12 protein-coding genes are annotated in these 11,958 nt (G+C 57.0%); 6 read left to right on the top strand and 6 right to left on the bottom strand.

Going from position 1 to position 11,958, the window contains the following annotated elements; all coding sequences use genetic code 11:
- Positions 1-12 precede the first annotated feature (12 nt).
- The 4 genes from nqrM (at position 13) to FHR99_RS16555 (ending at position 3,196) form a co-directional block, all read left to right on the top strand.
- Entirely contained in the window at positions 13-249 is a 237-nt protein-coding gene (gene nqrM, locus FHR99_RS03555) for a (Na+)-NQR maturation NqrM (RefSeq protein WP_183409167.1), read from the top strand.
- A gap of 102 nt (positions 250-351) precedes the next feature.
- Positions 352-663: a Rieske (2Fe-2S) protein gene (locus tag FHR99_RS03550; RefSeq protein ID WP_183409166.1), complete on the top strand. Its 312-nt coding sequence runs from the start codon at positions 352-354 to the stop codon at positions 661-663.
- A gap of 75 nt (positions 664-738) precedes the next feature.
- The gene (locus tag FHR99_RS03545) at positions 739-2,274 is read left to right on the top strand and encodes a L,D-transpeptidase family protein (RefSeq protein ID WP_183409165.1); all 1,536 of its coding nucleotides are present in this window, start codon (positions 739-741) and stop codon (positions 2,272-2,274) included.
- A complete protein-coding gene (locus FHR99_RS16555; RefSeq protein WP_183409164.1) occupies positions 2,267-3,196 on the top strand; it encodes a D-Ala-D-Ala carboxypeptidase family metallohydrolase in 930 nt (309 codons plus the stop codon). The genes FHR99_RS03545 and FHR99_RS16555 overlap by 8 nt, the downstream gene beginning before the upstream one ends.
- Positions 3,197-3,227: 31 nt before the next feature.
- Here the strand turns inward: FHR99_RS16555 and mtnA are convergent, their stop codons facing one another.
- Genes mtnA through FHR99_RS03525 form a run of 3 tightly spaced genes read right to left on the bottom strand, consistent with a single transcriptional unit; the run spans position 3,228 to position 5,624 of the window.
- Complete coding sequence (gene mtnA / locus FHR99_RS03535) at positions 3,228-4,274, bottom strand: S-methyl-5-thioribose-1-phosphate isomerase (protein WP_183409163.1); 1,047 nt, start codon at positions 4,272-4,274, stop codon at positions 3,228-3,230.
- The gene (locus tag FHR99_RS03530; protein ID WP_183409162.1) at positions 4,271-5,341 is read right to left on the bottom strand and encodes a 3-deoxy-7-phosphoheptulonate synthase; all 1,071 of its coding nucleotides are present in this window, start codon (positions 5,339-5,341) and stop codon (positions 4,271-4,273) included. Before FHR99_RS03530 ends, mtnA begins: the two co-directional genes overlap by 4 nt.
- Positions 5,331-5,624, bottom strand: coding sequence for a hypothetical protein (locus FHR99_RS03525; protein WP_183409161.1), 294 nt, complete (start codon positions 5,622-5,624; stop codon positions 5,331-5,333). Before FHR99_RS03525 ends, FHR99_RS03530 begins: the two co-directional genes overlap by 11 nt.
- 65 nt (positions 5,625-5,689) lie before the next feature.
- On the opposite strand from FHR99_RS03525, the gene FHR99_RS03520 reads away from it, so the two are divergent.
- Complete coding sequence (locus FHR99_RS03520) at positions 5,690-6,970, top strand: class I SAM-dependent RNA methyltransferase (protein WP_183409160.1); 1,281 nt, start codon at positions 5,690-5,692, stop codon at positions 6,968-6,970.
- A 93-nt stretch (positions 6,971-7,063) separates the two neighbouring features.
- On the top strand, positions 7,064-9,355 hold the full coding sequence (locus FHR99_RS03515; protein ID WP_183409159.1) for an alpha/beta hydrolase: 2,292 nt from the start codon (positions 7,064-7,066) through the stop codon (positions 9,353-9,355).
- Positions 9,356-9,380: 25 nt separating this feature from the next.
- On the opposite strand, the gene FHR99_RS03510 is transcribed toward FHR99_RS03515, so the two are convergent.
- The 3 genes from FHR99_RS03510 to FHR99_RS03500 all read right to left on the bottom strand — a co-directional run bounded on the left by FHR99_RS03510 (position 9,381) and on the right by FHR99_RS03500 (position 11,932).
- Positions 9,381-10,247 carry an LLM class F420-dependent oxidoreductase gene (locus FHR99_RS03510; RefSeq protein WP_183409158.1) on the bottom strand — a complete coding sequence of 289 codons (867 nt, stop codon included), beginning with the start codon at positions 10,245-10,247 and terminating at the stop codon, positions 9,381-9,383.
- Position 10,248: 1 nt separating this feature from the next.
- Entirely contained in the window at positions 10,249-10,758 is a 510-nt protein-coding gene (locus FHR99_RS03505; protein ID WP_183409157.1) for a low molecular weight protein-tyrosine-phosphatase, read from the bottom strand.
- Between the two features lie 73 nt (positions 10,759-10,831).
- Positions 10,832-11,932, bottom strand: coding sequence for an AraC family transcriptional regulator (locus tag FHR99_RS03500; protein ID WP_183409156.1), 1,101 nt, complete (start codon positions 11,930-11,932; stop codon positions 10,832-10,834).
- Between the last annotated feature and the right edge of the window lie 26 nt (positions 11,933-11,958).

The raw sequence follows: 11,958 nt of genomic DNA, 5'->3' as shown, positions 1-11,958 counted from the left end.
AGAGGTGATGTTATGAAGATGCTGTTATTAACGTTTGTGGTCATGTTATTTCTGGTCGCGATGATGGCGATTGGCGTGCTGATGGGACGCAAGCCCATCAAAGGTTCCTGCGGGGGCGTCGGCAATGCCCTGAATGAGCCGGATTATGTTTGCGATCTCTGCGGCAACGATCCCAACAAGTGCGACGAGGAAAATGGCAGAACGGCCAAGGCCGCAGAAGGTCGTAGCAATTTTTACGACGCCGGCTGACTCCTTTCCTGAGGTGGCTCTCCTGAATAGGCTGCCACTGCCGTGACGCCCGTGGGCCGCTTGGGTTAAGATCAACCCAATGGCTCTCGGGAGTTCTCCTACATGCGGTACTTTGCGCTGGAAAAACTGATTAACCTCCACGACGGCTATCGCAAGACTTTCAAGATTGATGACCACCACCTGCTCCTGGTGCAGGAAGAAGGTGAACGCTTTCTGGTCGAATCCTTTTGCCCCCACCGCGAACATAGCTTGATCGACGCAACGATTTTCGGCGACACGATTACCTGTCCCCATCACCAGTATCAATTCAATCTCAGCAGCGGCGCGGTGCTGGCGACAACCGAAGAAAGCTGCCGACGATTGCGGGTGTATCCGTTGATTGAGGAAGGACGCGAAGTCGGTGTGATGCTGTAATTTTCCCCTCGCAAAGCCCAGATAAACGGGCTAGGCTGGCGATTGTTGCTTCGCGTTAGAGCCTTCTGTCGTCCTATGACTTTCCGTCCTTTCATTTTTGTACCTGTCTTCCTTGTCCTGTTCTCCTTAAGAGCCTTCGGCGCTTCAACCATCGAGCAGGCGAACCTTCTGGCCCAGAGCGGTGGTCTGTATGCGCCGGCTTCTGTGCTGCGTGTTTACGATATGGCTGCTGGGCCACACTGGGACGTACCGCGTCTGGATGCGCTGCTCGATGCAATTCGAAACAGTGCCACGCACGGCCTAACGCCTGATGACTATCATCGACGACAACTCATTGCAGCGGATACCGATCCGGTCGCTCGAGAGGTTTACGCGACCGACGCCTATCTGACACTGGCTGGCCACTTGCTCGGCGGCATGGTGAACCCCGTGACTCTCGAGCCGACCTGGACCGCCAAAGGGCGCGAGCGTGATCTGGCAACCTATTTTCTGGAACAGAAAGACAGCGATATCGCGCGCTCGCTGGAGGCTTTGGCTCCTGCTCAGCCACGCTACCACCGCCTCAGGGAAGCGCTGATTCGCTACGAAATTATTGCCCGGGAGGGCGCCTGGTCGCAGGTGCCTCCCGGCCCGGCGATGAAGCCGGGCGAGAGGTCATCGCGCATTGCCTCCTTGCGGGAGCGATTGATCGCCAGTGGTGATCTGGTTGATCTCGATGGCGATCCGGATTTCTATAACGATGCGCTTTTACAGGCGGTAAAGACTTTTCAACGGCGCGCTAATCTCGAGCCAGACGGCATCGTCGGGCCGAGCACCTTGCGAAAGCTGAATCTCAGCGCCGCCGAGCGGGTGCAGCAGATCAAGGTGAATCTGGAGCGCTGGCGCTGGCTGCCGGATGATCTGGGGCATCGACATATCCGCGTCAATATCGCCGATTACCGACTGGAAACTCATGAAGGGGCCGAGGTAACGGAGATCTATGATGTGGTGGTCGGTCGGCCCTATCGGCAGACGCCGGTATTTTCCGGCTCAATGTCCTATCTGGTGCTTAACCCCTGGTGGGAGACCCCGCGGAAGCTGGCGCGCCTCGATCTGCTGCCAAAATTTCAGGCTGACCCCGGTATTTTCACTGATATGGGCTATCAGATTCTGGATACCGATGGCCGTCCTATCGATCCCGGGAGCGTTGACTGGCAGAGCGTAAGCTCGTCCAGGTTTCCATACCGGGTGCGACAGTCGCCGGGAGCGAAAAATGCACTGGGCCGGGTTAAGTTCATGTTCCCCAACGAGCATCAGGTCTATCTCCACGATACGCCTTCGCGGGATTTGTTCAGCAAAACCCGGCGCGATTTTTCCTCCGGCTGTATTCGGGTCAATGATCCGCTGGATTTGGCGGTTTGGGTGCTACAGGGCTCGCCGGGGTGGGGTCGCAAAAAAATTGAAGACATCGTGGAATCCGGCAAGGAAACGACGGTCAGATTGGCCCAGAAAGTGCCGGTTCACCTGCTGTACTGGACGGTTGTCGTGAATGACGAGACCGGCGACATTCGTTTTGTAGAAGACATTTACGATCGCGATTCCCGTGTGTGGAGGGCTATGCAAGGTGAATAAAGGCGCAGTGCTGCTGTGTTTTGTCCTTGGTCTGTTTTTTGTCCCGCTGAGTCATGCCTTTGACCGGGGCGAAGCCGGTTTTGCGGTGTCCGTCGACGGTTTGCAAATACCTTTTCGTGTCATGGGTTTGACCGCTATGCCCGGCGACACATTGACCTTAAGTGTTCCTCCGAAAAGCCGTGTGAAGGCGAGCAGTGGGCGCATTAATCAGGATGGTCCCAAGCGCTGGCACTGGCGCGCGCCTGACAAGGGCATGAGTACCTTGAAGATAACGGACACGGCAGGGCGCGTTGTCGAGTTGAATATTTTTGTGCTGCGTCGTGCCGCCAGCGTTCGCAATGGTGTGATCGACGGCTACCGTATGGGTAATTACCCTCAGGAAGCCTATCGCGGGTTTGAAGCCTATGAGCCGCCAGAAGGTTTTATCGAGGTTACCCCGGCTCTTTTTGATGTCTATCTCTCTCCTCACTTTCAGCTCAAACAGTTTCTCTGCAAGCAGGCCGCCGTGGATGGTAAACAGTTTATGGTGTTCAGGCCCGAGCTGATGCTAAAGCTGGAAACCATCCTGCAGAAGTTGAACGAGCGTGGGATAGCTGCCGACACTCTGTTTATCATGAGTGGTTACCGCACCCCCCATTACAATCACAGCATCGGCAATCGTAAATACTCGCGTCATATCTATGGCGGGGCGGCAGATTTCTTTGTGGATGTGTCGCCGCGCGACGGGCGTATGGATGACCTCAATGGCGATGGCCGCATTGACCGCAAAGACGCGGCGCTGGTGTACGACATGATTGAGGGTTTAAGCCGTGAACATGGCTGGCTGACGGGCGGGCTGGGCGAGTACGGTTCCAGCAGTTCCCACGGACCCTTTGTGCACGTGGATGTGCGTGGTCACCGCGCTCGGTGGGGTAAAAAATAATAGGTCAGACTGAGCTGAATGAGCTGAGGTCTCAGCGATCAAACAGCGCAGCCAAACCGGAAGAAAAGGGCGGTTTGATCAGCCCTTTTTCAGTAATGATGCCACTCACCAGTTCGGCGGGCGTTACATCAAAGGCCGGGTTAAGAGTCTTGATCTCGGAGAGCGTCGCCTGATGGCTGCCGAAGCGTCTGACCTCACTGCTATCGCGCTGTTCGATCGGAATCAGTGTGCCGTCAGCGGTCGACAAATCGATCGTTGACGACGGGCAGGCAACATAAAACGGAATGCCGTAGTGCTTTGCCAGTATGGCAACACCCAGCGTGCCAATCTTGTTGGCGACATCGCCATTGGCCACTACCCGATCCGTTCCCACAATCACCAGATCAACGGCGCCAGAGGCCATGGTCTGGGCGGCCATATTGTCGGTCAGCAGGGTGACGTCGATACCCGCACAGTGCAGTTCCCAACTGGTCAGCCGTGATCCCTGCAACAGGGGGCGGGTTTCGTTGGCGAAAACCCGAAACGAGATGCCCTGTTCGTGAGCAAGGTAAAGGGGGGCGGTAGCAGTCCCTATGCCACCGGTCGCCAGCGCGCCAGCATTGCAGTGGGTCATAACCCCAACGCCGTCGCGAATCAGGGGCAGGGCGTGTACGCCAATGCCGCGACAAAGCGCTTCGTCTTCCGCGTGGATGGCTTGCGCTTCAATGACCAGCGTTTGCCAAAGGCTTTCGCTGTCACCCTCTGCGGTATCTGCAACTGAGCGCAGTCGCTGCAGTGCCCACTGCAGATTGACGGCGGTTGGGCGAGAACTGTTGATATAGTCCGCCTGTCGCTGGAGCTCGGCGATAAAGTCCGCGCGCGGAAGATCGATAAAGGGCTTTAATACCACGCACAGGCCGTAGGCAGCCGCGATACCGATGGCAGGCGCGCCGCGAACCTTCAGGGCGTGAATGCTGGCGTGAATTTGCTCGGCGCTTTCCTGTTGTTCGTAGACAACCTCATGGGGCAGGCGAGTCTGGTCAAGTAACCAGAGCTCACCATTTTCCCAGCGGATAGCCTTGGGGAAATCGCCTCTCATCGACGGTTTGGCAGCACGTCTTTCAGTTTGTTGTGCATGTCCAGAATGGCCGCTTCAGTGTCTTCCCAGCCAACGCAGCCGTCAGTCACGGAGACGCCATATTTCAGGTCGGCCAGATTGTCAGGAATCTTCTGGTTGCCGCCGTGAATATGGCTTTCCACCATCAGGCCAACGATGGATTTGTTGCCTTCCAGAATCTGATTGGTCACGTTTTCCATGACCAGCGGCTGCAGTTCCGGTTGCTTGTTGGAGTTGGCGTGGCTGCAATCCACCATTATGTTGGCGGGCAACTTGTGCTTCGCCAGCTCGGCTTCCGCCAGCTTGATGTGTACGGAATCGTAGTTGGGGCCGGCGCTGCCGCCGCGCAAGACCACGTGCGCATAGGGGTTGCCGCGGGTGTGGATCACCGCCACCTGGCCGTCGTTGTTGATTCCCAGAAAACGGTGGGGCTTGGACGCTGACTGCATGGCGTTGATAGCCACTTCCAGCGAGCCGTCGGTGCCATTTTTGAAGCCCACAGCGGAGGACAGGCCGCTGGCCATTTCCCGGTGGGTCTGGGATTCGGTTGTCCGCGCGCCAATCGCTGACCAGGCAATACAGTCCTGCATGTACTGGGGCGAAATCGGGTCGAGGGCTTCGGTGGAGGTGGGCAGACCCAGCTCACAGATATTAATCAGCAGCTCGCGACCGATATGCAGACCTTCCTGAATCTTGAAGGTGTCGTTCAAGTGGGGGTCGTTGATCAGACCTTTCCAGCCGACGGTGGTGCGGGGCTTTTCGAAGTACACGCGCATCACCAAGTGCAGAGTGTCTTCGACTTTTTCAGCCAGGCCCTTCAAGCGTTGGGCATAGTCCATGGCCGCCTTGGTATCGTGAATAGAGCAGGGGCCAACCACGACAAACAGTCGCTGATCCTTGCCGTCCAGGATATCGCGTATGATCTGACGCGATTTGCTGACCGTTGCCGCAGCCGTTTCAGACAGTGGCAGCTCAGATTTGAGGCTGGCCGGTGTGATCAGGATTTCCTGAGCGTCGACATTAAGATTTTCAAGTGCTTCAGTATTCATTTAAGATTCCCGCGTCCCGCCGGGTGAGTTTTGGCAAAGCCCGGCATTCTAACGCAAAACCGGCGGCAAAGGGTACGATGCGGTGCGAAACACCCGGCTTTACAGCCTGATTTTTTTCGCTTTTTTGGTGAATCCTGTGTTCGCAGATAAACCGGACGAGCGGCCAATAGTAAAACTGAGCCCAAAAGTTCGGGAGCAGGATCGCGGCGCTGATTTTTACAGAGCGATTCCCTGCCGCGAGCTGGGTCGAGCCGAGGCGCTGACCGCTGGTGAAAAAGCTCATCTGCAAGCGCGTAAACAGGCTTGTCTCGAAAAATACCGTAATTTCGCCCCAAGGTCTTTTCAGCGATGAGCCGCTTGCGGGAGTTCAAGCCCAAGCGCAGCAAAGCGAGCGTGGATAAACCGTGGCAGGACGAGATTCTGATTGAGCGGCTGGCAGATGACGGCCGCGGTGTGGGCAAGCGTCAGGGTAAGGTCGTGTTTGTAGATCGTGCCTTGCCGGGCGAAACCGTGGTGGCTAAACGCTACCGGAGTGCAAAGCGCTTTGATGAGGCCGAGTGTCTCTCGGTAAGCGTACCTGCAGTCGAGCGCATTGAGCCTGAATGTCGGCATTACGCCCAATGCGGAGGCTGTCAGCTACAACATCTCGGCTACGCCTCTCAGGTTAGATTCAAGCAGGACTTGTTTGATGCGCTGTTGGCGCGGCTGGATGGGCCTGTCGCCGAAGCGCCTTTGCTGGCCGAGCGTTTTGGCTATCGCCACCGGCTGCGGCTGGCTTTTCAGGCCGGCGTATTGGGCTTAAGGGCCGCTCGCAGTCATGAGGTGGTTGCGCTGGAGTGCTGCGAGATCAGCCAGCCGGCTCTGAACAAGGCCGTTAAGGCACTGGCTGGGCAGCAGGAATTACTGCGCGCCATGTATCGAGGCGAGGTGGATCTTGCCCTGGGTGAGGGTGGTTATTGTCATTGCCGAATTCGCCTTGAGAAGTCTCCGTCGGCTTCCTTGCTGGATAGAATGGTAAGTAAAATACCTATAACTATCAGTGAAATAAAGCATAAAGATAATGTGCTTTATAGTGCTGATGTCAGTCTTCAATATCCCTCCAGCGATACCGTATTCAGGCCAGGTGACTTTACCCAGGTGAACCCTGCGATTAACGCGCAGTTGCTGCAGAAGGTGATGGACTGGCTGGCTCCCACCCCGGACGCGTTTATTCTTGATGCCTTTTCGGGGCTTGGAAACTTCAGCCGTGAACTGCTGGCGAGCGGAGCCCGCGTACTGGGGCTGGAAGGGGACGCGCAGATGGTTGCGCGGGCGCGTGAGCACGTGGTGTCGGAGCGCATAACATTTCGCTGTCAGGATCTGTTTTCAGACTCGCTTGAGCTGCCGCGAGACCTCGACGCCGTAGTGCTGGACCCCCCACGCGCCGGGGCAGAAAGTCTGTGCCGGGCTCTGGTAAGACAGCCTGTTGAGCGTGTGGTCTACGTCAGCTGTGATCCTTCAACCCTGGAACGCGATGCGAAGCTGCTTCAGGCGGGGGGCTATACACTTGAAGCGGCCTGCTGGGCGGATATGTTCCCGCAAACCCGCCATATGGAAGCGGTGATGCTGTTTACTCGGTCACAAGGTTGAACCAGGGCCGAGATTAGGCCGGTATTTGCTGGTATCGCTGCATACCGCGCCGTAACATCTGCTGATCATAATAAAAATGCAGTAGGTGGATGTATGCGCGTTCTTCTCGCGGTGACCTTATTGCCGTTGCTTGTTGCCTGCAACGGTAGTTCCAGCTCTTCCAGCAGTGCGCCTGTTAGCCCGGGATCCTCGACGCCTCCGGTCGTGGATGAGCCCCTTGCCAGAGGTCTTCCCGAAGGTGTTCCAGAGGCTGCGCGGGGCCAGGAGCCGGCGTTGGTGGTACCGCCAGCGTGGCCTTTTCCGGAAGGCGCCCCGCGTACATCCGGTACTGGCCGTTATGCGCACGGCGCGTTTTACTGGACCGATTTTATCTACGATGCGCATGGCGCAGTGGGTGCGAACCCTCCGCTCTACCGCGTGGGAACGCCCTCCGGCGGCAGTTTCGAGTATAGCGAGCCGGCGATGGCGGGTAATGGCGCCGATATCTTTCGCGTGGGTATTGGCCGCGCTGACGGCAACCTGATGCTGCGGGTTGATTGGCAAACGCTGATTGACCTCGCCGTGCCCATCGCTGCCTTTGCCATCGATTTTCGCGAGGGTGGTCAAGACGCTGTGCCCGGGATTTCAAACCTGTCGGCCCCCGGCATCGATGCGGTGATCTTCCTGTCTGACAGCGGTTTATTGATCGACAATCTTGATGGAGCCGGCCCGGTACCGCTGGGGACGGTGCAGACCGATCTTGCGTCGCGCTCTTTTGTGGGCCTGTTGCCCGAGGGTGTGTTTTCCTACGACCGGACCTGGCAGTTGTACCTTGTGTCGGGCATTCATAACGGCAGTGGCGGCTTTCGGGATGATAATCAGGCTTTTCGCAAACTGCCGCATCAGCCGCCGGTGTTCAATGTCGCCTTTAGAGACTATGAGGACGAACCTGCCTTAAACAATTTCTGGTTTGATCAGACGCAAGCGACGGCGCTGAATCAAGGTGATATCAGCCAGTTCTCGCTGACACTGGACTGGTCCCGTATGGGGGAAACCGAGCCTGAGCCATTGGTTTTGGGCTACAGCAATCGCTGGTACGTATCGTCGCTGTCGGGGAGAGAACTCACTGATGGCGGGCAGGCAGCCGGTATTGATCGAACGCCAAACCCGGTAAATCAACCCCAGTATCTGGACGCGGTGCAGCCCTATGGGGTCTACGTGCCTTCCAGTTACGTGGCAAGTCCGACAAGCCCGACCCTGTTTACCTGGCTACTGCACAGCCTGACCCAGAACCACAACCAATACAGTGCCACGGTGCCTAATTTTCTGGAAGCGGCCTGCGAGCAACTGCGACAGTCCATCTGTGCAACCACGCTGGGCCGGGGTGGCGCGGGCGGCTATAGCGGTTCCGCCGAACTCGATTTTTGGGAGGTTTGGCGGGATGTTGCCACCCATTTCACGATCGACCCGGACCGGGTGATCAGCAGCGGTTACTCGATGGGGGCCATCGGCACCATTAACCTGATGATCAAGTACCCAGATGTGTTTGCCGGCGGCGCGGTACTGGCAGGCGCGCACGCAGACAGCCCGCTATTGCCCTGTTCACCCGGCAGCAGCGGTTGCTCAGAGCCGAAGGGCCCTGAGCTGATGAAAAACCTGAAGTGGAATGGCTATTATCAGGCTCATGGCAGTTTTGATCAGCTAGTGCCGTTTGCTGATGCCCGGGCGACGGTCGATGCCATGAAGGATAATGGCTATCGCTATGTGTTTGACCACTACATAGCCGAAGACCACGTTATCTGGACCCTTAAGGACATCGGCTATTCCGCCTTTGAAGAGGCTGCCAAGTGGATGGTTGACTGGCTTTCGGAAGTTGGCCAGCGCAAGATCGATCCCGGCAATTTTAGTTATCGCTGGGAACCCGCGGCGATAGATGAAGCACTTGGCATTGGCCCCAAAGGCGCCTGGTGGCTCAGTGATATCGCTGCCGTAGCAGGGGCTGAGTGGGCAGAAATCACCCTCGATAGTCAGGGGCTTTCTGAGCCGCTTATTGAGGCGGTTCCGGCCGATCCGGAGTTCCTTGCACCTAGCGAGGTGACCTTGAGTCCAGCGATTCGCGAAGCGCAGTCGTGGGCATTCAGCGAACCGGATGCGTTGGGTGGAGTGCTTACAATCAAGCTTGAGCAGGTAGCGGCGCTGACGCTGGATATGGCGCGCGCCGGCGTGGCAGGTCGGGCCGATAAAGTCATACTGCTCGATAGCAGTAATGCAGTGGCGTTAACGCTGACTGGCTTGAGAAACGGTACTCAGGTAAGCAGTGGGGCGGTGAGTGAAAGAGTCCGCGCTGGGACTGTGACGCTGAGCTTGCCGGCGGGCGAGGAGCAGCGGATTGAATTTGCGCCCTAGCAAGGGCGCACGTGTCTTCGCATGCTCACATGTGAGCAATAATGTCGTCGGCGTAGCGTTTTACGCCGTCGATCTTTTTCTCGATATCGTCGGTTTCGCCGTGGTAGAAGGGCCAGGGCATGGTCAGAATGTGAGTTACACCGGCGTCTTCCAGTTTTTTATAGCCATCAATGGTGAAGGCATCTGAGGGTGTGGCCATCACACTGAAGGGCAGGTGATCGCGGCCGTATTCCTTGCGGTAGCCCTTAACTTTCTCGATACAGGCGATGATTTCGTCCGAGGTCTGCAAGTCGGTGACCCAGCCGTCGCCAAGACGGGCGGCGCGTTTCATAGCGGCATCGCTGATGCCGCCAACCCAGATCGGGACGTGGGCGGTGGGCGCGGGATTCATTTCCAGTTTGTCGAACTGATAGTGCTTGCCCTGATACTCGACCATCTCGCCCGACCAGAGCAGGCGCATGACCTCGACCATTTCATCCGCGCGTTTGCCGCGGGTGTGGAAGTCCTGTTGCATCAGCTCAAATTCATCCTTCGACCAGCCCACACCAATGGCAGGGATAATGCGGTTGTCGGAAATGATTGCTGCGGTGCTGATCGCTTTGGCCACCAGGAAGGGGTTGCGCATGGGCAGCACGAAAATATTGTTGGTGAACTTGAGGCGCTTGGTAATGGTGGACAAGGCGCCCGCCATCACAAAAGGATCGGGCCAATCGGTAAAGGCTTCCCAGCGGCGAGAGCCATCGTCGGTATAGGGATAGGGTGTGCGGATGGATTCCGGGTGCACCACATGGTCGGAAAACGACATCGCTTCCCAGCCGGTTTCGTCGGCGACCGGCGCCAGTTGAGTGAGGTGGGCGACGGTACTGAAAGAAGTAGACAGAACAAATTTCATATCAAAGTCCGTGTTTTGATCTTATATGGGCGAGCAGACCATCGGCGGCGCGCTCCAGAGCCTGAATCACGCCGTCGAAGGCGTCAGCCTCCTTGTAATAGGGGTCCGGAATCTGGGCATTGCCGCCGTTCTGGCAGTAGGCCATAAACAGATTGATTTCACCGGCAAAGTCTTTTGGTGCCCAGGCTTCCACATTGGTCAGGTTGATGCGGTCCATCGCGATCACGTAGTCAAAACGCTCGTAATCTTCATCGCAGATCTGTCTGGCAATCTGTGCGCTGATATCGTACCCGGCGCGCAGAGCCGCGGCCTGAGAGCGGTCATCCGGGGCTTTGCCGACATTGAAGGCGGCGGTGCCGCAAGAATCGACATGAATCTTCCCGGTGAGACCCGCTTTGCGAACGCGATCTTCAAGAATTCCTTGAGCGGCGGGTGAGCGGCAGATATTGCCAAGACAGACAAACAATACGCCGACGGACGTTTTTTCTAGTGATGCTTCAGCGGAAGACATAGATACTCCTGACTACAGGGCACAGAGTAGGCGGCAGCGGCAAGCGCTGCATCACCCGAACGGAGGGGCTTGTTCAGCTCTCTTCCGGAGCGGCGCTTTTACCCTGCTTTTTGCGGCTGGCGCGGTATTCCCCGGGTGTCATACCCGTCCATTTCTTGAAGGAGCGATGGAATGCGCTGGGCTCATCGAAACCCAACAGGGCAGAAACCGCATTAATCTTCAGCTCGGGCTGATTGAGCCATCGGATGGCGTGTTCCTTGCGGAGGTTGTCCTTAAATTCCTGATAGGTTGTGTCGTAGTCTTTCAGGCGGCGACGCAGCGTTCTAACAGACATGTTGAGCTGCTCGGCCATGGCCACAACGCTCGGGAAATCGCGGCTGAGATCATTGCCGACGATACGTTTCATCTGCGCTAGCAGAGACGTGTCTTCGTCGTCGGTCGACACCATCAGGTAGTAGGGTGCATTGCGCAGGAATGCGCGCAGGGAGTCTTCGGTATGCACCAGTGGGCAATCGAGATAGTGCTCTGGCAGTACAAAGGCATTTTCGAGCTGGTCGTAATACACCTCGCAGCCGAGAATATGCTCGTAGTAACTTGGGTCCTCGGGCTCGGAGCCTTTCAGGCGCACTTCGTGAAGCTGGATATGGCGACCGATCAGCCAGGAACAGAAGCGACGCCAGATTGCCATGCAGTGCACGACGGTGTCGGTGTCTAGGCTCGGGTGATCTTCCAGAAGGTAGGTGGTGTTAAACGTATAGGTTGCGCGGCCATTGCCCGTGCGTTTGATCGGCTTGGTGCTGACGGGTGACAACCCGGTAATGCTGCGACAGAAACCCATAAACTCTGCCGCTCGGCGCAATGCATTCTCCAGCGTAGTGCAGTGGATAATGCACATACACATCATACGGAAGGTGCCGGTCGGCGTCGGTTGCTGCAGGTTCAGACCAAAGGATTCGTCCTGCAATAACCACATCACTCGCCCGTAAATCAGGGTGTAGTAGTGTGCGTCGATGGGCGTTTCCGGGTCGGCGTTCGGGTCGAAGGGGTCCTGCGGTAAATTCAGTGATTTGATCAGGGTTTTGGGGTCGTAGCCCTGCGCCTCGGCAACGCTCAGCATCGTGCGGGCATATTTCAGCGGCACGTAGTCGTTGCGGTGTGCAGATTTTGGGCGCATATCAGGGCCAGTCGTTGAGTGTTGCA

Source organism: Litorivivens lipolytica (assembly GCF_014191715.1).
Lineage (GTDB): Bacteria > Pseudomonadota > Gammaproteobacteria > Pseudomonadales > Spongiibacteraceae > Litorivivens > Litorivivens lipolytica.
This window is presented reverse-complemented; position numbering and strand designations above follow the sequence as displayed.